We start from the raw sequence: 23,823 nt of genomic DNA on the forward strand, positions 1-23,823 counted from the left end.
GGTCATTTGTCCTTATTTGAGAATCCCTTAAGTTTACCGGATTTTTTCGCCTTGGGTCCGGGAACCTTCATACTGGTCACAACCGCACCAAAGCATTACAATACGCGCCCTGCAATCCTGAGCACGAGCAAGTCGATGACAAAAAAACTCCATATAAAAACCTGGGGCTGTCAGATGAACGAGTACGATTCATCAAAGATGGCCGATCTGCTGGATGCCACCCATGGGTATCAACTCACCGACGTGGCGGAAGAGGCAGACGTGTTGCTGCTGAACACCTGCTCGATCCGTGAGAAGGCGCAGGAGAAAGTCTTTCACCAGCTCGGTCGCTGGAAGCTGATCAAGCAAAAACGACCAGACGTGATCATCGGCGTCGGCGGCTGTGTCGCCTCCCAGGAAGGCAAGCTGATTCGTCAGCGCGCGCACTATGTCGATATTATTTTTGGTCCGCAGACCCTGCACCGCCTGCCGGAGATGATCAACGCCGTGCGCGGGACCGGCCAGCGCAAGGCGATCATCGACGTCAGCTTCCCGGAAATCGAAAAATTTGACCGTCTGCCAGAACCGCGCGCGGATGGCCCGACCGCCTTCGTCTCCATCATGGAAGGCTGCAACAAATACTGTACCTACTGCGTGGTGCCTTACACCCGCGGTGAGGAAGTCAGCCGTCCTTGCGACGACATCCTGTTTGAAATTGCTCAGTTGGCGGCGCAGGGTGTACGTGAAGTGAACCTGCTCGGACAGAATGTGAACGCCTGGCGCGGCGAGAACTACGACGGCAGCACTGGCTCTTTTGCCGACCTGCTGCGTCTGGTGGCCGCCATCGACGGCATCGACCGTATTCGCTTCACCACCAGCCACCCGATTGAATTCACCGATGACATCATCGATGTCTACCGCGATACACCGGAGCTGGTGAGCTTCCTGCATCTGCCGATCCAGTGTGGTTCTGACCGCGTGCTGAACCTGATGGGCCGCACCCACACCGCGCTGGAATATAAAGCGATTATCCGCAAGCTGCGTGACGCCCGCCCGGATATTCAGATTAGCTCAGACTTTATCGTCGGCTTCCCGGGTGAAACGGACGAGGATTTCGAGCGCACCATGAAGGTGATTGGCGATGTGAATTTCGACGTGAGCTACAGCTTCATCTTCTCGGCCCGTCCGGGAACGCCTGCCGCCGATATGGTTGATGACGTACCGGATGAGGTGAAAAAGCAGCGTCTGTATATTCTGCAGGATCGCATTAACCAGCAGGCCAACGCCTGGAGCCGTCGGATGCTCGGCACCGTGCAGCGCGTATTGGTCGAAGGCACTTCACGTAAGAGCATCATGCAGCTCTCTGGCCGTACCGAGAACAACCGCGTGGTGAACTTTGAAGGAACGCCGGATCTGGTCGGTAAGTTCGTTGATATCGAGATCCTTGAAGTGCTGACCAACTCCCTGCGCGGAAAACTGGTGCGCACCGAAGAGGAAATGGGTCTGCGTATCGCCGAGTCACCCGAATCAGTGATCGCCCGCACCCGTAAAGAAAGCGATCTGGGCGTCGGCGTTTATCAGCCATAATGCCTGTGGCCTGCCATTTCTGGCAGGCCTTGTTTTCCCCTCTTCTCTCCCCCATATCCTTCGCAATGCTTGCGCCTTTATTCTCTGGCGTGAATACTTTCATAAGACAGACCCACTGCCTTATGGCATCCAGGACATTAAGAGGAACGGTTTGAATATAGATACACGTGAAATTACCCTTGAGCCAGCAGACAACGCTCGCCTGCTGAGCCTGTGCGGGCCGTTTGATGACAACATCAAACATCTGGAGCGACGTCTGGGTATCGAGATTAATCGTCGCGATAACCAGTTCAAACTCACCGGACGCGCCATTTGCGTCAATGCCGCTGCGGATATCCTCCGTAGCCTGTACGTTGATACCGCCCCGATGCGCGGTGAAACGCAGGATATTGAGCCGGAACAGATCCATCTGGCGATCAAAGAGTCGCGGGTACTGGAGCAGAGCGCAGAGAGCGTGCCGGAGTTCGGCAAAGCTATCCACATTCAGACCAAGCGTGGCGTCATTAAACCACGCACGCCAAACCAGGCGCAGTACATCGCCAACATCCTTGATCATGACATCACCTTCGGCGTCGGCCCGGCGGGTACCGGTAAAACCTACCTCGCAGTAGCCGCTGCCGTGGATGCCCTGGAGCGCCAGGAGATCCGCCGTATTCTGCTCACCCGTCCGGCCGTTGAAGCGGGCGAGAAGCTGGGCTTCCTGCCTGGCGACCTGAGCCAGAAAGTCGACCCATACCTGCGCCCGCTGTACGATGCGCTGTTTGAGATGCTCGGCTTTGAGAAGGTTGAAAAACTGATCGAACGTAACGTTATCGAAGTGGCTCCGCTGGCCTATATGCGTGGCCGTACGTTGAACGATGCGTTTATCATTCTGGATGAGAGCCAGAACACCACCATCGAACAGATGAAGATGTTCCTGACCCGTATTGGCTTTAACTCCAAAGCGGTGATCACCGGCGATATCACCCAGGTCGACCTGCCGCGCAGCACCAAATCGGGTCTGCGTCACGCCATTGAAGTCCTGTCCGAAGTGGACGAAATCAGCTTTAACTTCTTCCACAGCGAAGACGTAGTGCGTCACCCGGTGGTGGCCCGCATCGTCACGGCATATGAAGCGTGGGAAGCAGCAGATCAAAAACGTAAAGCAGAGCAGGCCGCGGAACGCAAACGCGAAGCCCAGGAGCAAGAGCAGAAATGAGTCAGGTGATCCTCGATTTACAGCTGGCCTGTGAAGACAATTCCGGCCTGCCGGAAGAGAGCCAGTTCCAGGCGTGGCTGAATGCCGTCATCCCTCAGTTTCAGGAAGAGTCAGAGGTAACGATTCGCCTGGTGGATGAAGCAGAAAGCCACGACCTGAACCTGACCTATCGCGGGAAAGATAAGCCGACCAACGTGCTCTCTTTCCCGTTTGAGGCGCCGCCGGGCATCGAACTGCCGCTGCTGGGTGATCTGATCATCTGCCGGCAGGTGGTTGAGCAGGAGGCTAAGGAGCAGCAAAAGCCGCTCGAAGCCCACTGGGCGCATATGGTAGTGCACGGGAGCCTGCATCTGCTGGGCTACGACCATATTGAAGATGAAGAAGCGGAAGAGATGGAGTCCCTCGAGACAGAGATAATGCTTGCTCTGGGCTATGAGGATCCGTACATTGCCGAGAAAGAGTAGTCTGTTCGGCGGTTTTGCGCCGGACTGACATAATGTGCCGTCGTGTCAGACAAAGGTCCGCGACGGCAGTTTTACATCAACATGAGAACCCTTAACAAACGCCATGAGCGACGACAATTCACACAGTAGCGACACACCTAACAGCAAAAAGGGATTTTTCTCCCTCCTTCTGAGCCAGCTGTTCCACGGTGAACCTAAAAACCGTGACGATCTTCTGGAGCTGATCCGTGATTCCGGGCAGAACGAACTTATCGACGAAGATACGCGCGAAATGCTCGAAGGGGTAATGGACATCGCCGACCAGCGCGTTCGCGATATCATGATCCCCCGCTCGCAGATGATTACCCTGAAACGCAACCAGACCTTAGATGAGTGCCTCGACGTTATCATCGAGTCTGCTCACTCGCGTTTCCCGGTGATCAGCGAAGATAAAGATCACATCGAAGGGATTTTGATGGCTAAAGATCTACTGCCGTTTATGCGCAGCGATTCCGAAGCCTTCAGCATGGAAAAAGTGCTACGTCAGGCGGTGGTTGTCCCGGAAAGCAAGCGGGTTGACCGCATGCTGAAAGAGTTTCGCTCTCAGCGCTACCACATGGCGATTGTTATCGATGAATTTGGCGGTGTTTCGGGTCTGGTCACCATCGAAGATATTCTTGAACTGATTGTTGGTGAAATCGAAGACGAATATGACGAAGAAGAGGATATCGACTTCCGTCAGCTGAGCCGCCACACCTGGACCGTGCGTGCGCTGGCTCCGATCGAAGATTTCAATGACACCTTCGGGACACACTTCAGCGATGAAGAGGTGGATACCATTGGCGGGCTGGTGATGCAGGCCTTTGGTCACCTTCCGGCGCGCGGTGAGACCGTGGAAATAGACGGTTACCAGTTCAAGGTCGCAATGGCCGACAGTCGACGTATTATTCAGGTTCATGTAAGAATGCCGGACGATGCTCCGCAACCCACACTGGATGATTGATTTAAATGGCATTTGCCCCACTGTTTGAACGCCAGCGCGTACGTCTGCTGCTGGCGCTAATCCTCGGAGCCAGCGGAACGCTGGCTTTTTCCCCTTATGACTTCTGGCCCGCCGCGCTCCTCTCCCTGATGGGACTGCAGGGGCTGACGCTGAACCGACGGCCCGTACAGGCCGCGGCGATTGGTTACGTCTGGGGTCTCGGCCTGTTTGGCTCCGGTATTAACTGGGTTTACGTCAGTATTGCGCAATTTGGCGGCATGCCGGGCCCGGTGAATGTCTTCCTCGTGGTGCTGCTGGCAGCCTATCTTTCGCTGTATACCGGCCTCTTCGCCGGGGTCCTCTCTCGCCTGTGGCCGAAAACCAGCTGGCTGCGGGTGGCGATTGCCGCCCCGGTGGTCTGGCAGTGCAGCGAATTCCTGCGCGGCTGGGTGCTGACCGGTTTTCCCTGGCTGCAGTTTGGCTACAGCCAGATCGACGGTCCGCTGAAAGGACTGGCGCCGGTGATGGGCGTCGAGGCGATCAACTTCCTGCTGATGGTAGTGAGCGGCCTGCTGGTACTGGCGCTGGTACAGCGCAACTGGCGTCCGCTGGCGGCGGCGCTGATCCTCTTTGCCCTGCCCTTCCCGCTGCGTTTTATCCAGTGGTTTACCCTCGAGCCGCAACGCGCCACCCAGGTGTCGATGGTGCAGGGGAATATTCCCCAGTCACTGAAATGGGATGAAGGTCAGCTGGTCAACACCCTGAAAATTTATCTGGATGCGACCCAGAAAGAGATGGGCAAGTCGCAGCTGATTATCTGGCCGGAGTCGGCGATCCCGGATCTGGAGATTAACCAGCAGCGTTTCCTCGCCATGATGGACGATCTGCTGCGCGCCCGTGACACCACCCTGATCACCGGGATTGTCGATGCGCGTCTGAACAAGCAGAACCGTTACGACACCTACAACACCATCATCACGCTGGGGAAAGACAATCCGTACAGCTATGAGTCGACCAACCGCTACAACAAAAATCACCTGGTGCCTTTCGGTGAGTTTGTGCCGCTGGAGTCGATTCTACGTCCGCTGGCGCCATTCTTCGATCTGCCGATGTCCTCGTTTAGCCGGGGTCCGTATGTTCAGCCTCAGCTGAGCGCGCACGGCTTTTTGCTGACCGCCGCCATTTGCTACGAGATTATCCTCGGTGAGCAGGTGCGGGATAATTTCCGCCCGGATACCGATTATCTGCTGACCATCTCTAACGATGCCTGGTTCGGTAAATCGATTGGCCCATGGCAGCACTTCCAGATGGCGCGGATGCGCTCCCTGGAGCTGGCGCGCCCGCTGCTGCGCAGCACCAACAATGGCATTACCGCCGTGATTGGGCCGCAGGGCGAAATTCAGGCCATGCTCCCGCAGTTTACCCGCGACGTGCTGACGGCAAAGGTCACGCCGACGACAGGGTTAACGCCTTACGCTCGCACCGGCAACTGGCCGCTGTGGATCCTGACCGTGCTCTTTGGCTTTGGTGCCGTGCTGATGAGCCTTCGTCAGCGTCGTAAGTAATTCCCCTTCCTTTTTGCCCGGCGGCGCTACGCTTGCCGGGCCTACGGTTTTGTAGGCCGGGTAAGGCGCAGCCGCCACCCGGCAATTCCCTTCATCCTAAAATTCTGGCACGCCGATTGCTTTGTTTATTCACGTAAACGCGATTTGGCTTAACGTGCAACCTTGTCGCACCAGTGTCGATCACCGGTAGCACCGAAACGGTGCAATGGGGGATTTATGCCTCTGAATGGTGCGGCGCGCTTCGCAAAAATAAACAATAACGCAGCAAAATCTTTACATTAAGCCAAACTAAATGTTAACAAACACGTATAACACTGCACTCGTATCGCGCGAGCTATAACAACATCACACCGAATATCAATGCGCCCCTGTCGCTGATAAAAAAGGAGTTGGATATGCAATTACGTAAACTGGCCACAGCAATGCTGGTGATGGGATTGTCTGCAGGCGTCGTTCACGCCGAAGACGCTGCGCCGGCGGCGGGCGGCACCCTCGAAAAAATCGCTAAAAACGGCGTGATTGTGGTCGGCCACCGTGAATCCTCTGTTCCGTTCTCATACTACGACAACACGCAAAAAGTCGTGGGTTACTCTCAGGCTTACTCCAATGCCATCGTTGACGCGGTGAAGAAAAAGCTGAACAAACCGGATCTGGAAGTGAAGCTGATCCCAATCACGTCACAAAACCGTATTCCGCTGCTGCAAAACGGCACCTTTGATTTTGAGTGTGGCTCCACCACCAACAACCTTGAGCGTCAGAAACAGGCAGCCTTCTCCGATACCATCTTCGTGGTCGGTACCCGTCTGTTGACCAAAAAAGGCGGCGAGATCAAAGACTTCGACAACCTGAAAGGCAAAGCGGTGGTCGTCACCTCCGGCACCACCTCTGAAGTGCTGCTGCACAAGTTGAACGAAGAGAAGAAAATGGACATGCGCATCATCAGCGCTAAAGACCACGGTGACTCTTTCCGTACCCTGGAGAGCGGTCGCGCCGTCGCGTTTATGATGGATGATGCCCTGCTGGCAGGTGAACGCGCGAAAGCGAAGAAACCGGACAACTGGGAAATCGTCGGCACCGCGCAATCCAAAGAGGCCTATGGCTGCATGATGCGTAAAGACGACGCGGAATTTAAGAAGCTGGTCGATGACACCATCGCTCAGGTTCAGACCTCCGGCGACGCAGAGAAATGGTTCGATAAGTGGTTCAAAAACCCAATCCCACCAAAAAATCTGAACATGAACTTTGAGCTGTCCGACGACATGAAGGCACTGTTTAAAGAACCGAATGACAAAGCACTTAACTAATTAGAACCATTAAAGGGCGGGACCTCCTGCCCTCTCGATTGTCGGGAAGCGCGGACAGACTAAACGTTGAGTGGTCGTTCCCCACTCAGCGCGAATATTAAAGCTTCTCACCAATCTTCGAGGGTAGCGCTGCTACCCTTTTTTTTCTGGAGTTTATTATGTCAATCGACTGGAACTGGGGCATTTTTCTGCAGCAAGCCCCGTTCGGCAACACCACCTATCTTGGCTGGCTGTGGAGCGGTTTTCAGGTTACGGTCGCCCTGTCGATCACCGCCTGGATCATCGCTTTCCTGGTCGGCTCGCTGTTCGGTATTTTGCGTACCGTGCCTAACCGTTTTCTCTCCTCGCTGGGAACCTGCTACGTCGAACTGTTCCGTAACGTTCCGTTGATCGTGCAGTTCTTCACCTGGTATCTGGTTATCCCGGAACTGCTGCCGGAAGATCTCGGCATGTGGTTCAAATCTGAACTGGATCCTAACGTTCAGTTCTTTGTCTCCTCCATGCTCTGCCTGGGTCTGTTCACCGCTGCCCGCGTATGTGAGCAGGTGCGTGCGGCGATCCAGTCTCTGCCCCGTGGACAGAAAAACGCCGCGCTGGCGATGGGTCTGACCTTACCGCAGGCCTACCGTTACGTTCTGCTGCCGAATGCCTATCGCGTGATTGTGCCGCCGATGACCTCGGAGATGATGAACCTGGTGAAAAACTCGGCCATCGCCTCCACTATCGGTCTGGTGGATATGGCCGCGCAGGCGGGCAAATTGCTGGATTACTCCGCGCACGCGTGGGAATCCTTTACCGCCATTACCCTGGCGTACGTGCTGATTAACGCAGTGATTATGCTGGTGATGAACCTGGTCGAACGTAAAGTTCGCCTGCCGGGCAACCTGGGGGGCAAATAATGTACGAGTTTGACTGGAGTTCCATTGTTCCTTCCCTGCCCTACCTGATTGATGGCCTGATCATCACCCTGAAGATCACCCTGACGGCGGTGATTATCGGGATTGTCTGGGGCACTCTGCTGGCGGTCATGCGCCTGTCGAGCTTCAAGCCTGTCGCCTGGTTTGCCACGGCCTACGTCAACGTGTTTCGCTCCATCCCGCTGGTGATGGTGCTGCTGTGGTTCTACCTGATCGTACCGGGCCTGCTGCAGAACGTGCTTGGCCTGTCGCCGAAATCCGATATTCGTCTGATCTCGGCGATGGTGGCCTTCTCAATGTTTGAGGCGGCGTACTACTCAGAGATTATCCGCGCCGGGATCCAGAGTATCTCCCGCGGGCAGTCCAGTGCCGCCCTGGCATTAGGCATGACCCACTGGCAGTCGATGAAGCTCATCATTCTGCCGCAGGCGTTCCGCGCCATGGTTCCACTGCTGCTGACCCAGGGCATCGTGCTGTTCCAGGATACTTCGCTGGTTTATGTGTTGAGCCTGGCAGACTTCTTCCGCACCGCCTCCACCATCGGTGAGCGCGATGGTACTCAGGTTGAGATGATCCTGTTCGCAGGTGCGGTCTATTTTGCAATTAGTTTAAGCGCGTCGCTGTTGGTCAGCTGGCTGAAGAAAAGGACAGTGTAATGATTTCCCTGAAAAATGTTTCTAAATGGTATGGGCACTTTCAGGTGCTGACCGACTGCTCCACGGAAGTGAAAAAGGGCGAAGTGGTGGTGGTGTGCGGGCCGTCCGGCTCGGGCAAATCCACCCTTATCAAAACCGTGAACGGCCTTGAGCCAGTGCAGCAGGGCGAGATTATCGTCAACGGCACCAAAGTGAATGACAAGAAAACCAACCTGGCGACGCTGCGTTCTAACGTCGGGATGGTGTTCCAGCATTTCGAACTGTTCCCGCATCTGTCGATCATTGAAAACCTGACCCTGGCGCAGGTAAAAGTGCTCAAACGCGATAAAGCGAAGGCGCGTGAAAAAGCGTTGAAACTGCTGGAGCGCGTGGGTCTGACGGCGCATGCCGATAAGTTCCCGGCGCAGCTCTCCGGCGGCCAGCAGCAGCGTGTCGCGATTGCCCGCGCGCTGTGTATGGATCCGGTGGCAATGCTGTTTGATGAGCCAACCTCCGCCCTCGACCCGGAAATGATCAACGAAGTACTGGACGTTATGGTACAGCTGGCGCAAGAAGGGATGACCATGATGGTGGTGACCCACGAAATGGGCTTTGCCCGTAAAGTGGCGAACCGCGTGATCTTTATGGATGAAGGGAAAATCGTGGAGGACTCCGCCAAAGAAGAGTTCTTTGCCAACCCTCAGTCCGATCGCGCCAAAGATTTCCTCGCCAAAATCCTGCATTAATCTCCCTGGTGCGCAATCGCTCAGATTGCGCACTGCTTCACGCTTTTCATCTGTTTGCCTCGTCGGCTCCTCTCTTCAGCGTTAGCCTTGCCACAAAACAACACTGAGAAATGGAGAATTCTATGGCACTGCCCATTATCCTCGATTGCGATCCGGGTCATGACGACGCGATAGCACTCGTCCTTGCCCTCGCCTCACCAGAACTTGATGTCAAAGCCGTTACCTCCTCAGCCGGAAACCAGACCCCGGACAAAACGCTGCGTAATGTCCTGCGCATGCTCACGCTGCTAAAGCGCACCGATATCCCGGTAGCCGGCGGTGCCGTTAAGCCGTTAATGCGGGAGCTCATTATTGCGGACAACGTGCACGGTGAAAGCGGTCTTGATGGCCCCGCCCTGCCCGAGCCGGGCTTTGCTCCGCAACATTGCACGGCCGTAGAGCTGATAGCGAAGATACTGCGCGAAAGCGCCGAACCGGTGACGCTGGTGGCTACCGGTCCGCAAACTAACGTCGCCCTGCTGCTGAACAGCCATCCGGAGCTGCATGCGAAAATCGCCCGGATTGTGATCATGGGCGGCGCCATGGGGCTGGGTAACTGGACCCCTGCCGCTGAATTCAACATCTTTGTCGATCCTGAAGCGGCTGAAATCGTCTTCCAGTCCGGTATTCCGGTGGTGATGGCCGGACTAGATGTAACGCACAACGCGCAAATCATGGCGGAAGATATTGAGCGTTTTCGTGCGATCAATAACCCCGTGGCCCGCACCGTAGCGGAACTGCTCGATTTCTTTATGGAGTATCACAAGACGGAAAAATGGGGTTTCCAGGGCGCACCGCTGCACGACCCTTGCACCATCGCCTGGCTGCTGAAGCCGGAGATATTCACCACCGCCAGACGCTGGGTCGGCGTCGAAACGCAGGGGAAATATACTCAGGGTATGACGGTGGTGGATTATTATTTCCTTAGCGGTAACGAACCCAACACCGAGATCATGCTGAATATCGATCGCCAGGCCTTCGTTGATTTACTGGCAGAAAGACTCGCGTTTTATCGTTCGTAGTCTTATGCGGATAATAACGATGCGTCAGATGACGCATCGTTATTATCACTGCTAAGGCTCAAACGGACGACGCTGGAACTGGTCGTGACCGCACTTCGGACAGACCGGCAGCAGGTCGGGGGTATAAACCGCCAGATGGAAGTGACAATTTTCACACACCAGATTGCCGAGCCCAACCACCTCCCCACTGTGATACACGCCGTGATGGTTAAGATCCTGGAACACCTCGCGCCACTCCAGCTGCGTTTTATCGGTAATATCTGCTAGCTCCTGCCACAGACTCTCTTTGATTACCCGCATAAAGACGCTGTCAGCGACCTCATCCTGGCTCTCTTCGTAGCTGCGGGCGAACTCCTCCAGATCCCGACGCACCGCGCGGGTCACCTCCTCCACTTCGGTACGTGTTAACTCACCCGTCTGCATCACCCTCAGGCGCGCCTGTTCGACGAGCGCATCGATATCACGCTCACCATTACGCAGACGTTCAGTTAATGTGGCGACCAGTTCACGGTAAAATTGAGCAACCTTGTTCATCATTTGCCTCCCGGGTAAGTAACTCTCTCTAATGATAGACCTTATTTGCGCCCCGCTTTGTCAGGTCATCCACACTCTGCGTAAATTCCTGCAAGGCACTTTTGAGGTAAAGGCTGTTTTGACGCGGGCGTTTGGGCTATGCTATGCGGATCTGAATTACCACATCCATTGGCTACGTTTGTAGCTGTATTGAACACAGGACCACTGGCTGCCATGCAAGAGCAATACCGCCCGGAAGAGATAGAATCGAAAGTCCAGCAACACTGGGACGAGAAGCGCACTTTTGAAGTCACCGAAGACGAGAGCAAAGAGAAGTATTACTGCCTGTCGATGCTTCCCTATCCTTCTGGCCGACTACACATGGGCCACGTGCGTAACTACACCATCGGTGATGTGATCGCTCGCTATCAGCGCATGCTGGGTAAAAACGTCCTGCAGCCGATCGGCTGGGATGCGTTTGGTCTGCCTGCTGAAGGTGCGGCGGTAAAAAACAATACCGCGCCTGCTCCGTGGACCTACGACAACATCGCCTACATGAAAAACCAGCTTAAGATGCTGGGCTTTGGCTATGACTGGAGCCGCGAGCTGGCGACCTGCACCCCGGAATACTACCGCTGGGAGCAGAAGTTCTTCACCGAGCTCTATAAAAAAGGGCTGGTCTACAAAAAAACCTCCGCCGTTAACTGGTGCCCGAACGATCAGACCGTTCTGGCCAACGAACAGGTTATCGACGGCTGCTGCTGGCGCTGCGACACCAAAGTAGAGCGTAAAGAGATCCCTCAGTGGTTTATCAAAATCACCGCTTACGCCGACGAACTGCTGAGCGATCTGGACAATCTGGACCACTGGCCAGATACCGTTAAAACCATGCAGCGCAACTGGATCGGCCGTTCTGAAGGGGTGGAAATCACCTTCGACGTTGAGAACTATGATCAGAAACTGACCGTTTACACCACCCGTCCGGACACCTTCATGGGTGCGACCTACCTGGCCGTGGCTGCAGGTCACCCGCTGGCGCAGAAAGCGGCAGAGAACAATCCGGAACTGGCTGCCTTCATCGACGAATGCCGCAACACCAAAGTGGCCGAAGCCGATATGGCGACCATGGAGAAGAAAGGCGTTGCCACCGGTTTCTACGCGACACATCCACTGACCGGCGAAGCGATCCCGGTCTGGGCTGCCAACTTCGTGCTGATGGAGTACGGTACGGGTGCCGTGATGGCCGTTCCGGGTCACGATCAGCGCGACTACGAATTTGCTACCAAATACAGCCTGGCGATCAAGCCGGTTATTCTCGCAGCAGACGGCTCTGAGCCGGATCTGTCCGAGCAGGCGCTGACCGAAAAAGGCACCCTGTTCAACTCCGGCGAATTCAGCGGCCTGAGCTTTGAAGAGGGCTTCAACGCCATTGCCGACAAACTGACGGCGCTGGGCGTGGGCGAACGTAAAGTTAACTACCGTCTGCGCGACTGGGGTGTTTCCCGTCAGCGTTACTGGGGCGCACCAATCCCGATGGTTACCCTGGAAGACGGCACCGTCCTGCCAACCCCGGAAGATCAGCTCCCGGTGATCCTGCCGGAAGACGTGGTCATGGACGGCATCACCAGCCCGATCAAAGCCGATCCTGAGTGGGCGAAGACCACCGTGAACGGCATGCCTGCGCTGCGTGAAACTGACACCTTCGACACCTTTATGGAGTCCTCCTGGTACTACGCGCGTTATACCTGCCCGCAGTATCAGGAAGGCATGCTGGATTCCGATGCAGCAAACTACTGGCTGCCGGTCGATATCTACATCGGCGGGATCGAACACGCCATCATGCACCTGCTCTACTTCCGCTTCTTCCACAAGCTGATGCGCGACGCGGGCCTGGTGAACTCTGATGAGCCAGCCAAACAGCTGCTGTGTCAGGGCATGGTGCTGGCGGATGCCTTCTACTACGTGGGCGTGAACGGCGAGCGTAACTGGGTCTCTCCGGTTGATGCCATCGTTGAGCGCGACGAAAAAGGCCGCATCGTTAAGGCGAAAGATGCCGCGGGTCACGAGCTGGTGTATACCGGCATGAGCAAAATGTCGAAGTCCAAAAACAACGGCATTGACCCGCAGGTGATGGTAGAGCGTTACGGTGCCGATACCGTGCGTCTGTTCATGATGTTCGCCTCTCCGGCAGACATGACCCTCGAGTGGCAGGAATCCGGCGTTGAAGGGGCTAACCGCTTCCTGAAACGTGTCTGGAAACTGGTGTACGAATACACCTCTCAGGGCGAAGCACCGGCACTGGATACCGCAGCCCTGACGGAAGATCAGCAGGCGTTGCGTCGTGATGTTCATAAAACTATTGCCAAAGTAACCGATGATATTGGTCGCCGTCAGACCTTCAATACCGCAATTGCGGCTATTATGGAATTGATGAACAAGCTGGCGAAAGCCCCGCAGGAAGGCGAGCAGGATCGTGCCTTGATGCGTGAAGCATTGCTGGCGGTTGTCCGTATGCTGAACCCGTTCACCCCTCACGCCAGCTTTACTCTGTGGCAGGAGCTGAACGGCGAAGGCGATATCGACAATGCACCGTGGCCGGTGGCGGATGAATCCGCAATGGTGGAAAACACCACGCTGGTCGTCGTGCAGGTCAACGGCAAAGTGCGCGGTAAAATCACTGTTCCGGTTGATGCAACCGAAGAGCAGGTCCGTGAACGCGCCGGCCAGGAACATCTGGTGGCGAAGTATCTTGATGGCGTTACCGTACGTAAAGTGATCTACGTGCCCGGTAAACTGCTGAACCTGGTCGTTGGCTAAGCGCGGGAGGAAGCGTGCGACAACTGGCAACATTACTGTTATCGCTGGCGGTGTTAGTCACCGCCGGCTGTGGCTGGCACTTGCGTAACACTACACAGGTGCCGGAACAGATGAAAACCATGATTTTCGATTCGGGCGATCCAAATGGTCCGCTGAGCCGTTCTATCCGTAACCAGCTGCGCCTTAACGGCGTTGACCTGATCGAAAAAGGAACGCTGCGCCAGGATATTCCGTCATTCCGCGTATTAAGCTATACCCTGAGCCAGGATACCGCGTCCATCTTCCAGGATGGTCGTACTGCGGAATACCAGATGGTGATGGAAGTTCACGCTGCGGTGTTGATCCCGGGTAGCGATATTTACCCTATCAGTACCAAGGTCTACCGTTCGTTCTTCGATAACCCGCAGACTGCGCTGGCGAAAGATGCTGAGCAGACCATTATCGTTAACGAAATGTATGACAAGGCAGCAGAGCAGCTGATCCGTAAGCTGCCGAGCGTCCATACTGCTGAAAAAGAGAATGCTCTAAAAGCGCAGCCTGTGGCTAAGCCAGCGGCATCCTCATCTCGCGTCACCACGACGCTGGGTCAGTAATGCTCAGGTTGTACCCTGAACAACTCCGCGCGCAGCTCAATGAAGGGCTGCGCGCGGCGTATCTGCTTCTCGGAAACGATCCGCTGTTGCTGCAGGAGAGCCAGGACGCCGTACGTCAGCTTGCGGCGACCCAGGGCTTTGAAGAGCATCACAGTTTCACCCTGGATAACAGCACCGACTGGCAGGAGATTTTCTCTCTCTGTCAGGCGATGAGCCTCTTTGCCGCCCGCCAGACTCTGCTTATCCAGTTACCGGAAAACGGCCCTAATGCGGCCATCAACGAACAACTGGCCACGCTGGTAAGTCTGCTGCATAACGATCTTCTGCTGATTGTCCGCGGCAACAAGCTGACCAAAGCCCAGGAGAATGCCGCCTGGTTTACGGCGCTGGCAAACCATTCAGTACTGGTGACCTGTCAGACCCCGGAGCAGGCACACCTGCCCAAATGGGTGGCGGCCCGGGCAAAGCAGAACAATCTGCAGCTGGATGACGCGGCGAATCAGCTGCTCTGTTACTGCTACGAAGGCAACCTGCTGGCCCTTGCCCAGGCGCTCGAGCGGCTGTCGCTGCTCTGGCCGGATGGCAAACTGACCCTGCCGCGCGTCGAGCAGGCCGTCAACGACGCAGCCCATTTCACCCCTTTCCACTGGGTCGATGCCCTGCTCTCGGCGAAGAGCAAGCGCGCCCTGCATATCCTGCAACAGCTGCGTCTCGAAGGCAGTGAGCCGGTGATCCTGCTCAGAACCCTGCAGCGTGAACTGTTGCTGCTCCTGACCCTGAAACGTCAGTCGGCACATACGCCCCTGCGTGCGCTGTTTGATAAACACCGGGTCTGGCAGAACCGTCGCGGCATGACCACCGAGGCCCTGAACCGCCTGAGCCCGGAACAGCTGCGCCAGGCCGTTCAGCTGCTGACGCGTACCGAGCTGACCCTGAAGCAGGATTACGGCCAGTCGATCTGGTCCGAGCTGGAAAGCCTTTCGCTGCTGCTGTGCCACAAGGCGCTGGCCGATATCTTTATAGAAGGGTAAGAGATGCACTCTCTCCAGGCTCTGTTTGGCGGCACCTTTGACCCGATCCATTACGGGCATCTGAAACCGGTCGAAATTCTGGCGAACCAGATTGGTCTGCAGCGCGTCACTATTATGCCCAACAACGTGCCGCCGCACCGTCCCCAGCCTGAAGCCAGCGCCGCACAGCGCAAAACGATGCTGGAGCTGGCGATTGCCGATAAGCCGCTGTTTCACCTCGACGAGCGTGAACTGCGTCGGGACAGCCCGTCCTATACCGCGCAAACCCTGCAGGAGTGGCGCAGCGAACAGGGGCCGGAGAGACCGCTGGCCTTTATCATCGGCCAGGACTCACTGCTTAGCTTTCCAGGCTGGTATCAGTATCAGACGATCCTCGATAACAGCCATTTGATCGTCTGTCGTCGTCCGGGTTATCCGCTGGCGATGAAAGAGGAGCAGCATCAACAGTGGCTGGAGCAGCACCTGACATATCAGGCTGAAGATCTGCATACCCTGCCAGCCGGTAAAATCTATCTGGCGGAAACGCCGTGGTTTGATATTTCGGCCACGCAGATCCGCCAGCGTCTGCAGCAGGGACTCCCCTGTGATGAGATGTTACCGGCGGCGGTGCTACGTTACATTCAACAGCAGGGTCTGTATCAGAAAAGCAGCAACTGACTGGACGCCGGGAGAAAAAGCGCGCCATTCGCGCTCTCAGCATTGACACCCCCGTCCAGGCTGATATCCTCCGCTGCCAGACTTCCCGCCAGCACTGTTTTACAAAAACTGTTTTACAAAAATGGCGATGCAATCTCCGGCATAGGGTGGGATGATACCCGCCTTCGCAGGCCCGTCCGGTGACATTAGTCCCGACACTGCGGCCAGTTCAGGTATACTGTCTGGCTACGAATTTACAGTTATTCAATCTCACTTTCCCAGGGGGAAAACTTGCAGGGTAAAGCACTCCAGGATTTTGTTATCGACAAAATTGATGACCTGAAAGGTCAGGACATCATCGCCATCGACGTTCAGGGCAAATCAAGCATCACCGATTGCATGATTATCTGCACCGGTACCTCCACTCGCCACGTTGCTTCCATCGCTGACCATGTTGTGCAGGAATCCCGCGCTGCCGGTATGCTGCCGCTGGGCGTTGAAGGCGAAGCGACCGCTGACTGGGTCGTTGTTGACCTTGGCGATGTGATTGTCCACGTCATGCAGGAAGAGAGCCGTCGCCTGTATGAGCTGGAAAAACTCTGGGGTTAATGCGTGAAGCTGCAACTGGTAGCCGTCGGCACAAAAATGCCCGACTGGGTACAAACAGGGTTTACTGAATATCTGCGTCGTTTTCCGAAAGACATGCCGTTTGAGCTGGTGGAGATCCCCGCCGGCAAACGCGGCAAAAACGCAGATATCAAACGTATTCTCGACAAAGAGGGTGAACTGATGCTGGCTGCCGCAGGCAAAAACCGCATCGTCACGCTCGATATTCCGGGCAAGCCCTGGGATACACCGCAGCTGGCGCATGAACTGGAGCGCTGGAAGCAGGACGGTCGCGACGTCAGCCTGTTAATTGGCGGTCCCGAGGGATTATCTCCCGCCTGCAAAGCGGCAGCAGAACAGAGTTGGTCTCTCTCCGCGCTGACGCTGCCCCACCCGCTGGTTCGGGTGTTGGTTGCTGAAAGTCTCTATCGCGCGTGGAGCATCACGACTAACCATCCTTATCACCGTGAGTAATGATGACGTCCTGGATAAATTAAGCAGCGGATGAAACTACAGAACTCTTTTCGCGACTATACGGCTGAGTCCGCGCTGTTTGTGCGCCGGGCGGTGGTCGCCTTTTTGGGAATTTTGCTGCTGACTGGCGTGCTGATCGCCAACCTCTATAATCTGCAAATTGTCCGTTTTACCGATTACCAGACCCGCTCCAACGAAAACCGCATCAAACTCGTCCCTATCGCCCCAAGCCGCGGCATTATCTACGATCGCAACGGTACGCCACTGGCGCTGAACCGCACGATCTACCAGATTGAAATGATGCCGGAGAAGGTCGATAACGTGCAGCAGACGCTCGACGCGTTGCGCGGTGTGGTCGATCTGAATGATGACGATATTGCCGCCTTCAAAAAAGAGCGCTCCCGCTCGCATCGCTTCACGTCGATTCCGGTAAAAACCAACCTCACCGAGGTGCAGGTAGCCCGTTTCGCCGTGAACCAGTACCGCTTTCCGGGCGTAGAAGTCAAAGGTTACAAGCGCCGCTTCTACCCGTACGGCTCTGCCCTGACGCACGTCATCGGCTATGTCTCGAAAATCAACGATAAAGATGTCGACAGGCTGGATAAAGACGGCAAGCTCGCCAACTACGCGGCAACGCACGATATCGGCAAGCTGGGGATTGAGCGCTACTACGAAGATATGCTCCACGGTCAGACCGGTTACGAAGAGGTTGAAGTCAACAACCGTGGCCGGGTGATCCGCCAGCTGAAAGAGGTGCCGCCTCAGGCCGGGCATGACATCTATCTGACTCTGGATCTCAAACTCCAGCAGTACGTCGAAACCCTGCTGGCAGGCAGTCGTGCAGCGGTCATTGTGACTGACCCGCGCAGCGGCAGCATTCTGGCCCTGGTCTCGACGCCGAGCTATGATCCGAATTTGTTCGTTGATGGTATCTCCAGCAAAGATTATTCGGGCCTGCTTAACGACCCGAACACGCCGCTGATCAACCGCGCGACTCAGGGTGTTTATCCCCCGGCGTCCACGGTAAAACCTTATGTGGCGGTATCTGCGTTAAGCGCGGGGGTGATCACCCGCAACACCGGTCTCTTCGACCCGGGCTGGTGGCAGTTGCCTGGCTCGGAAAAACGCTACCGCGACTGGAAGAAGTGGGGCCACGGCCATCTGAATGTCACCAAATCACTGGAGGAGTCGGCGGATACCTTCTTCTATCAGGTGGCCTACGACATGGGCATCGACCGTCTGTCAGAATGGATGGGCAAATTTGGCTATGGTCACTACACAGGTATCGACCTCTCAGAAGAGCGCTCCGGCAACATGCCGACCCGTGAATGGAAGCTGAAACGCTTTAAAAAGCCGTGGTATCAGGGCGACACCATTCCGGTGGGGATCGGCCAGGGCTACTGGACCGCCACACCGATTCAGATGAGCAAAGCGCTGATGATCCTGATCAACGACGGGGTGGTGAAAGTGCCGCACCTGCTGATGAGCACCGTTGAAGACGGCAAAAAAGTGCCGTGGTCGCAGCCGCACGAGCCACCGGTGGGCGACATCCATTCCGGCTACTGGGAAATTGCCAAAGACGGGATGTATGGCGTAGCCAACCGCGCCAACGGTACAGCACACAAATACTTTGCCGGTGCGCCGTATAAAATCGCGGCAAAATCCGGTACCGCGCAGGTCTTTGGTCTGAAAGCGAATGAAACCTATAACGCGCATAAAATCGCTGAACGTCTGCGTGACCACAAGCTGATGATTGCGTTTGCTCCATACGAAAACCCGCAGGTGGCGGTGTCGATTATTCTGGAAAACGGCGGTGCCGGCCCGGCGGTCGGTACTATCATGCGCCAGATCCTTGATCACATCATGCTGGGTGATAACAACACTGAACTGCCGAGTGAAAGCCCGGCTGCCGCCGGCGCGGAGGACCAATAATCGTGACGGATAATCCGAATAAAAAATCGCTGTGGGACAAGATCCACATCGACCCGGCCATGCTGCTGATCCTGCTGGCGCTGCTGGTCTACAGTGCCATGGTCATCTGGAGTGCCAGCGGCCAGGATCTCGGCATGACGGAACGTAAAATCGGCCAGATTACCATGGGTCTGGTGGTGATGGTGGTGATGGCGCAGATCCCGCCGCGCGTCTACGAAGGCTGGGCGCCCTATCTCTATATCTTCTGTATCATTCTACTGGTGGCGGTGGATGCCTTTGGCGCCATCTCGAAAGGCGCACAGCGCTGGCTCGATCTCGGTATTGTGCGTTTTCAGCCCTCTGAGATTGCGAAAATCGCCGTTCCGCTGATGGTGGCCCGCTTTATTAACCGTGATGTCTGTCCGCCGTCGCTGAAAAACACCGCTATCGCGCTGGTGCTGATCTTCCTGCCGACGCTGCTGGTAGCCGCCCAGCCGGACCTCGGTACCTCGATTCTGATCGCCCTTTCCGGTCTGTTCGTGCTGTTCCTTTCCGGACTCAGCTGGCGGCTTATTGGCATTGCGGCAGTGTTACTTGCGGCCTTTATCCCGATCCTGTGGTTCTTCCTGATGCACGATTATCAGCGCCAACGCGTGATGATGTTGCTCGATCCGGAAAGCGACCCGCTCGGGGCAGGCTATCATATTATACAGTCGAAGATTGCAATCGGCTCTGGCGGCCTGCGCGGTAAGGGCTGGCTGCACGGTACTCAGTCGCAGCTTGAGTTTCTGCCCGAACGCCACACCGACTTTATCTTTGCGGTTCTGGCGGAAGAGTTAGGTCTGGTCGGGATTCTGATCCTGCTGGCGCTGTACCTGCTGTTAATCATGCGCGGATTGTGGATTGCCGCCCGGGCGCAAACCACCTTTGGCCGGGTAATGGCCGGTGGCTTGATGTTGATTTTATTCGTTTATGTTTTCGTAAATATTGGTATGGTGAGCGGTATTCTGCCGGTGGTAGGCGTACCGCTTCCGCTGGTGAGTTATGGAGGCTCGGCCCTGATCGTTCTGATGGCCGGGTTCGGGATCGTGATGTCGATCCACACACACAGAAAAATGTTGTCAAAAAGCGTATAAGGGGCACGCAATGCGTAAGCAGTGGTCTGGGATCTGCATCGCAGTGAGTTTACTGGCAGCCTGTACAAGTGACGATGGTCAGCAGCAAGCGACCGTCGCACCACCGCAGCCAGCGGTATGTAATGGTCCGGTGGTTGAGATCAGCGGAGCCGATCCGCGTTTCGAACCGCTGAGCGCCACCGCCAATCAGGATTACGAACGCGACGGTAAAAGCTACAAAATCGTTCAGGACCTTTCCCGATTCAGTCAGGCAGGCCTGGCAGCAATTTATGACGCCGAGCCGGGAAGCAACCTGACCGCCAGCGGCGAAGCTTTCGATCCGATGCAGCTCACTGCTGCGCACCCGACGCTGCCGATCCCAAGCTATGCGCGTATCACTAACCTGGCGAATGGCCGGATGATCGTGGTGCGTATCAACGATCGTGGTCCTTACGGCAATGACCGCGCGATCTCGCTGTCGCGCGCCGCGGCCGACCGCCTGAATACCTCTAACAACACCAAAGTGCGTATCGACCCGATTATTGTCGCTCAGGACGGTTCGCTCTCCGGCCCGGGTATGGCCTGTACCACCGTGGCTAAACAGACTTATGCCCTGCCCGCGCGTCCCGACCTGAGCAGCGGTATGGGTGGCGCGTCGTCCGTTTCCGAACCTGCACCACAGGGTGACGTACATGCCATCAGTAATGACACGCTGAAAAGCGAAGACAGCATGGGCGCGCCGGTCAGCAGCAGCGGTTTCCTTGGCGCTCCAACCACCCTCGCCTCCGGCGTGCTGGAAGGCAGCGAACCGCCTGCACCTCAGCCGGTTGTCACCGCGCCGGTGAACCAGACGGCTCCGGTGACGGCACCTGTCTCTGCCCCGACTCAGGCTCCGGTGACGGCGCCCGTTTCTGCCCCTGCCCAGGCCGGTGGCTACGTCGTTCAGGTTGGCGCAGTCAGCGACCAGGCACGTGCCCAGCAGTATCAGCAGCGCCTCGGCCAGCAGTTTGGCGTACCGGGTCGCGTTGAGCAAAATGGCGCGGTATGGCGTATTCAGCTGGGTCCGTTTGCCAGTAAATCTCAGGCGGCAGCTTTACAGCAACGTCTGCAGAATGAAGCGCAGTTACAGTCATTTATCGCTGTAGCGAAATGATTAATCGGCGGTATCCGAATTGTCAGTATTTGTCATGTTGATTCACACTCTCATGCCGAAAGTCGGATGCCTGCCTGTATAGCATTTGCTATAGTAAGGCACTTTTTTAATTCCATCACGGATGTCGTTTTTCTAACCATGAAGACCACTTTCTCCGCTCGTTTTATGCAGCGCATGGCGCTCACTACGGCGCTTTGTGCAGCCACGCTCTCTGTTGCTCACGCCGATGACCTGAATATCAAGACCATGATCCCGGGCGTTCCGCAGATCGACGCGGAATCCTACATCCTGATCGATTACAACTCCGGCAAAGTGTTGGCTGAGCAGAACGCGGATTCACGACGCGACCCGGCCAGTCTGACCAAAATGATGACCAGCTACGTCATCGGTCAGGCCATGAAAGCAGGTAAATTCAAAGAAACCGACCTGGTGACCATCGGCAACGATGCGTGGGCCACCGGCAACCCGGTGTTCAAGGGCTCATCATTGATGTTCCTGAAACCCGGCATGCAGGTGCCTGTCTCCCAGCTGATCCGTGGTATCAACCTGCAGTCAGGTAACGACGCCTGTGTGGCAATGGCCGACTTTGCCGCAGGCAGCCAGGACGCCTTTGTGGGTCTGATGAACAGCTACGTTTCCGCGCTGGGTCTGAAAAACAGTCACTTCCAGACCGTGCACGGCCTGGATGCTGAGGGTCAGTACAGCTCGGCGCGCGATATGGCCCTGATTGGCCAGGCGCTGATCCGTGACGTGCCGAACGAATACACGATCTACAAAGAGAAAGAGTTCACCTTTAACGGTATCCGCCAGACCAACCGTAACGGCCTGCTGTGGGACAACAGCCTGAACGTTGACGGCATCAAAACCGGGCATACCGATAAAGCCGGTTACAACCTGGTCGCCTCTGCCACCGAAGGCCAGATGCGTCTGATCTCTGCGGTGATGGGTGGTCGTACCTTCAAAGGGCGTGAAACCGAGAGCAAGAAACTGCTCACCTGGGGCTTCCGCTTCTTCGAAACCGTGAACCCACTGAAAGCGGGCAAAGAGTTCGCCTCTGAGCCGGTATGGTTTGGTGATAACGACCGCGCCTCCCTGGGTGTTGATAAAGATCTCTATCTGACAATCCCACGCGGCCGCATGAAAGATCTGAAAGCCAGCTATGTCCTGACCGCCAGCGAGCTGCACGCTCCGCTGAAGAAAAACCAGGTCGTGGGCACCATCAACTTCCAGCTTGATGGCAAAACCATCGATCAACGCCCACTGGTGGTGCTGGATGAAATCCCGGAAGGCAATTTCTTCGGCAAAATCATTGATTACATTAAACTGATGTTCCATCACTGGTTTGGTTAAGAATTGAACACTTGAAAGTGTGATTTCCATCCCCATATACTATGTAACCTGATAACTCCCACCCGACGTGGGAGTTATTCTTTTTTTGACGTACTGCCGGAGCTCCCATGAAAACCAAACTTAACGAACTGCTTGAATTCCCTACTCCATTTACTTACAAAGTAATGGGGCAGGCGTTGCCTGAGCTGGTTGATCAGGTGGTTGAAGTGGTCCAGCGCCATGCGCCAGGGGACTACTCTCCGACGGTGAAACCAAGCAGCAAAGGCAACTACCATTCCGTGTCTATCACCATCACGGCGACGCATATTGAACAAGTCGAGACCCTGTACGAAGAGCTCGGTAATATCGATATCGTTCGCATGGTACTGTAACGCCTTTCGGTTACCCGCATCGCCGGGTAACCTGTTTCCCCTCTGTGATATACTCCCCGCTCCTGTTTGTTCCTTCGTTCGGAGATATCGTTTTGTATCAGGATACTATTCTCGTCCGCCAGCTTGGGCTACAGCCCTATGAACCTGTCTACCAGGCTATGCATGATTTCACTGACACGCGCGACGAGAACACGCCGGATGAGATCTGGCTGGTAGAACATCCTCCGGTGTTTACCCAGGGTCAGGCCGGGAAAGCGGAGCATCTGCTGATGCCTGGTGATATTCCGGTTATCCAGAGCGATCGTGGCGGGCAGATCACTTACCACGGACCGGGTCAGCAGGTGATGTATGTCCTGCTCAACCTTAAGCGCAGAAAACTCGGCGTGCGCGAGCTGGTAACACTGCTTGAACAGACGGTGGTCAATACGCTGGCCGAATTTGATATCGATGCGCACCCGCGCGCGGATGCGCCCGGCGTCTATGTGGGCGAAATGAAAATATGTTCACTCGGTCTGCGTATTCGTAAAGGGTGCTCTTTTCACGGTCTCGCATTAAATATCAATATGGATCTTTCGCCTTTCCGGCGCATCAATCCTTGTGGTTATGCGGGGATGGAAATGACGCAAATGCGCCAGTGGGTAGAGAACATTACGCCGGAAATTGCGCGTCCTCATTTGCTTAATGCTTTTTTAGCACTGCTAAACAATCCACCCCATAAATATATTACTGCTTAATCACTTCCGCCATTTGGCTCATTATTTGATGAGCCATCCTTAATTCAAAGCTTTTAGGCTTTACAACAATCCGTAGTTTCTATATTTTCAAAATACCCGCAA

23 protein-coding genes are annotated in these 23,823 nt (G+C 55.7%); 22 read left to right on the forward strand and 1 reads right to left on the reverse strand.

The window, feature by feature from the left end; translation table 11 throughout:
* Positions 1-135: 135 nt before the first annotated feature.
* From miaB to rihA, 10 genes are all read left to right on the forward strand, one after another.
* Positions 136-1,566 (forward strand): tRNA (N6-isopentenyl adenosine(37)-C2)-methylthiotransferase MiaB, encoded by a 1,431-nt coding sequence (gene miaB / locus LG383_RS12870; RefSeq protein WP_106992342.1) that lies wholly within the window; start codon positions 136-138, stop codon positions 1,564-1,566.
* A 151-nt stretch (positions 1,567-1,717) separates the two neighbouring features.
* Positions 1,718-2,764, forward strand: a complete 1,047-nt coding sequence (locus LG383_RS12875) for a PhoH family protein (RefSeq protein ID WP_103178684.1) — start codon at positions 1,718-1,720, stop codon at positions 2,762-2,764.
* Positions 2,761-3,228, forward strand: a complete 468-nt coding sequence (gene ybeY / locus LG383_RS12880) for an rRNA maturation RNase YbeY (protein ID WP_106992341.1) — start codon at positions 2,761-2,763, stop codon at positions 3,226-3,228. Before LG383_RS12875 ends, ybeY begins: the two co-directional genes overlap by 4 nt.
* Positions 3,229-3,331: 103 nt before the next feature.
* A complete protein-coding gene (gene corC, locus LG383_RS12885) occupies positions 3,332-4,210 on the forward strand; it encodes a CNNM family magnesium/cobalt transport protein CorC (protein WP_106992340.1) in 879 nt (292 codons plus the stop codon).
* Positions 4,211-4,215: 5 nt separating this feature from the next.
* Positions 4,216-5,754 carry an apolipoprotein N-acyltransferase gene (gene lnt, locus LG383_RS12890; protein ID WP_106992339.1) on the forward strand — a complete coding sequence of 513 codons (1,539 nt, stop codon included), beginning with the start codon at positions 4,216-4,218 and terminating at the stop codon, positions 5,752-5,754.
* A 395-nt stretch (positions 5,755-6,149) separates the two neighbouring features.
* A complete protein-coding gene (locus LG383_RS12895) occupies positions 6,150-7,058 on the forward strand; it encodes an amino acid ABC transporter substrate-binding protein (RefSeq protein ID WP_166181861.1) in 909 nt (302 codons plus the stop codon).
* A gap of 158 nt (positions 7,059-7,216) precedes the next feature.
* Positions 7,217-7,957, forward strand: a complete 741-nt coding sequence (gltJ, locus tag LG383_RS12900; protein ID WP_032617037.1) for a glutamate/aspartate ABC transporter permease GltJ — start codon at positions 7,217-7,219, stop codon at positions 7,955-7,957.
* Positions 7,957-8,631, forward strand: coding sequence for a glutamate/aspartate ABC transporter permease GltK (gltK, locus tag LG383_RS12905; RefSeq protein WP_106992336.1), 675 nt, complete (start codon positions 7,957-7,959; stop codon positions 8,629-8,631). Before gltJ ends, gltK begins: the two co-directional genes overlap by 1 nt.
* A complete protein-coding gene (locus LG383_RS12910; protein ID WP_106992335.1) occupies positions 8,631-9,356 on the forward strand; it encodes an amino acid ABC transporter ATP-binding protein in 726 nt (241 codons plus the stop codon). Before gltK ends, LG383_RS12910 begins: the two co-directional genes overlap by 1 nt.
* A 122-nt stretch (positions 9,357-9,478) precedes the next feature.
* Positions 9,479-10,417, forward strand: a complete 939-nt coding sequence (gene rihA, locus LG383_RS12915; RefSeq protein ID WP_106992334.1) for a pyrimidine-specific ribonucleoside hydrolase RihA — start codon at positions 9,479-9,481, stop codon at positions 10,415-10,417.
* A gap of 51 nt (positions 10,418-10,468) precedes the next feature.
* Here the strand turns inward: rihA and LG383_RS12920 are convergent, their stop codons facing one another.
* Entirely contained in the window at positions 10,469-10,951 is a 483-nt protein-coding gene (locus LG383_RS12920; RefSeq protein ID WP_106992804.1) for a zinc ribbon-containing protein, read from the reverse strand.
* 213 nt (positions 10,952-11,164) lie between these two features.
* Here LG383_RS12920 and leuS point away from each other — a divergent pair, with 213 nt between their 5' ends.
* The 12 genes from leuS to lipB all read left to right on the forward strand — a co-directional run bounded on the left by leuS (position 11,165) and on the right by lipB (position 23,721).
* Positions 11,165-13,747 (forward strand): leucine--tRNA ligase, encoded by a 2,583-nt coding sequence (leuS, locus tag LG383_RS12925; protein ID WP_225759294.1) that lies wholly within the window; start codon positions 11,165-11,167, stop codon positions 13,745-13,747.
* A gap of 14 nt (positions 13,748-13,761) precedes the next feature.
* Positions 13,762-14,340, forward strand: coding sequence for an LPS assembly lipoprotein LptE (gene lptE, locus LG383_RS12930; protein WP_225759295.1), 579 nt, complete (start codon positions 13,762-13,764; stop codon positions 14,338-14,340).
* Positions 14,340-15,371, forward strand: a complete 1,032-nt coding sequence (gene holA / locus LG383_RS12935) for a DNA polymerase III subunit delta (RefSeq protein ID WP_166181856.1) — start codon at positions 14,340-14,342, stop codon at positions 15,369-15,371. The genes lptE and holA overlap by 1 nt, the downstream gene beginning before the upstream one ends.
* A gap of 3 nt (positions 15,372-15,374) precedes the next feature.
* The gene (gene nadD, locus LG383_RS12940) at positions 15,375-16,028 is read left to right on the forward strand and encodes a nicotinate-nucleotide adenylyltransferase (protein ID WP_225759296.1); all 654 of its coding nucleotides are present in this window, start codon (positions 15,375-15,377) and stop codon (positions 16,026-16,028) included.
* 270 nt (positions 16,029-16,298) lie between these two features.
* Positions 16,299-16,616 (forward strand): ribosome silencing factor, encoded by a 318-nt coding sequence (gene rsfS, locus LG383_RS12945; protein WP_032617029.1) that lies wholly within the window; start codon positions 16,299-16,301, stop codon positions 16,614-16,616.
* Positions 16,617-16,619: 3 nt separating this feature from the next.
* Complete coding sequence (rlmH, locus tag LG383_RS12950; RefSeq protein WP_003858701.1) at positions 16,620-17,087, forward strand: 23S rRNA (pseudouridine(1915)-N(3))-methyltransferase RlmH; 468 nt, start codon at positions 16,620-16,622, stop codon at positions 17,085-17,087.
* A 30-nt stretch (positions 17,088-17,117) separates the two neighbouring features.
* A complete protein-coding gene (gene mrdA / locus LG383_RS12955; protein ID WP_106992329.1) occupies positions 17,118-19,019 on the forward strand; it encodes a peptidoglycan DD-transpeptidase MrdA in 1,902 nt (633 codons plus the stop codon).
* Between the two features lie 2 nt (positions 19,020-19,021).
* Positions 19,022-20,134, forward strand: coding sequence for a peptidoglycan glycosyltransferase MrdB (gene mrdB, locus LG383_RS12960; protein WP_106992328.1), 1,113 nt, complete (start codon positions 19,022-19,024; stop codon positions 20,132-20,134).
* A gap of 10 nt (positions 20,135-20,144) precedes the next feature.
* The gene (gene rlpA / locus LG383_RS12965) at positions 20,145-21,266 is read left to right on the forward strand and encodes an endolytic peptidoglycan transglycosylase RlpA (RefSeq protein ID WP_225759297.1); all 1,122 of its coding nucleotides are present in this window, start codon (positions 20,145-20,147) and stop codon (positions 21,264-21,266) included.
* A 138-nt stretch (positions 21,267-21,404) separates the two neighbouring features.
* A complete protein-coding gene (gene dacA, locus LG383_RS12970; RefSeq protein WP_106992326.1) occupies positions 21,405-22,616 on the forward strand; it encodes a D-alanyl-D-alanine carboxypeptidase DacA in 1,212 nt (403 codons plus the stop codon).
* A gap of 107 nt (positions 22,617-22,723) precedes the next feature.
* A complete protein-coding gene (gene ybeD / locus LG383_RS12975) occupies positions 22,724-22,987 on the forward strand; it encodes a DUF493 family protein YbeD (protein ID WP_003022706.1) in 264 nt (87 codons plus the stop codon).
* A 92-nt stretch (positions 22,988-23,079) separates the two neighbouring features.
* Positions 23,080-23,721: a lipoyl(octanoyl) transferase LipB gene (lipB, locus tag LG383_RS12980; protein WP_225759535.1), complete on the forward strand. Its 642-nt coding sequence runs from the start codon at positions 23,080-23,082 to the stop codon at positions 23,719-23,721.
* Positions 23,722-23,823: the final 102 nt, after the last annotated feature.

It is taken from the genome of Leclercia sp. Marseille-Q4284, assembly GCF_916618945.1.
In the GTDB taxonomy this organism is placed as follows: domain Bacteria; phylum Pseudomonadota; class Gammaproteobacteria; order Enterobacterales; family Enterobacteriaceae; genus Enterobacter; species Enterobacter tamurae.

Excerpts from the sequence above, each read along its gene's own strand:
- miaB (WP_106992342.1), top strand. The coding sequence starts at position 136 with ATGACAAAAAAACTCCATATAAAAACCTGGGGCTGTCAGATGAACGAG.
- ybeY (WP_106992341.1), top strand. The coding sequence starts at position 2,761 with ATGAGTCAGGTGATCCTCGATTTACAGCTGGCCTGTGAAGACAATTCC.
- corC (WP_106992340.1), top strand. The coding sequence starts at position 3,332 with ATGAGCGACGACAATTCACACAGTAGCGACACACCTAACAGCAAAAAG.
- lnt (WP_106992339.1), top strand. The coding sequence starts at position 4,216 with ATGGCATTTGCCCCACTGTTTGAACGCCAGCGCGTACGTCTGCTGCTG.
- LG383_RS12895 (WP_166181861.1), top strand. The coding sequence starts at position 6,150 with ATGCAATTACGTAAACTGGCCACAGCAATGCTGGTGATGGGATTGTCT.
- gltJ (WP_032617037.1), top strand. The coding sequence starts at position 7,217 with ATGTCAATCGACTGGAACTGGGGCATTTTTCTGCAGCAAGCCCCGTTC.
- gltK (WP_106992336.1), top strand. The coding sequence starts at position 7,957 with ATGTACGAGTTTGACTGGAGTTCCATTGTTCCTTCCCTGCCCTACCTG.
- LG383_RS12910 (WP_106992335.1), top strand. The coding sequence starts at position 8,631 with ATGATTTCCCTGAAAAATGTTTCTAAATGGTATGGGCACTTTCAGGTG.
- rihA (WP_106992334.1), top strand. The coding sequence starts at position 9,479 with ATGGCACTGCCCATTATCCTCGATTGCGATCCGGGTCATGACGACGCG.
- LG383_RS12920 (WP_106992804.1), bottom strand. The coding sequence starts at position 10,951 with ATGAACAAGGTTGCTCAATTTTACCGTGAACTGGTCGCCACATTAACT.
- leuS (WP_225759294.1), top strand. The coding sequence starts at position 11,165 with ATGCAAGAGCAATACCGCCCGGAAGAGATAGAATCGAAAGTCCAGCAA.
- holA (WP_166181856.1), top strand. The coding sequence starts at position 14,340 with ATGCTCAGGTTGTACCCTGAACAACTCCGCGCGCAGCTCAATGAAGGG.
- nadD (WP_225759296.1), top strand. The coding sequence starts at position 15,375 with ATGCACTCTCTCCAGGCTCTGTTTGGCGGCACCTTTGACCCGATCCAT.
- mrdA (WP_106992329.1), top strand. The coding sequence starts at position 17,118 with ATGAAACTACAGAACTCTTTTCGCGACTATACGGCTGAGTCCGCGCTG.
- rlpA (WP_225759297.1), top strand. The coding sequence starts at position 20,145 with ATGCGTAAGCAGTGGTCTGGGATCTGCATCGCAGTGAGTTTACTGGCA.
- dacA (WP_106992326.1), top strand. The coding sequence starts at position 21,405 with ATGAAGACCACTTTCTCCGCTCGTTTTATGCAGCGCATGGCGCTCACT.
- ybeD (WP_003022706.1), top strand. The coding sequence starts at position 22,724 with ATGAAAACCAAACTTAACGAACTGCTTGAATTCCCTACTCCATTTACT.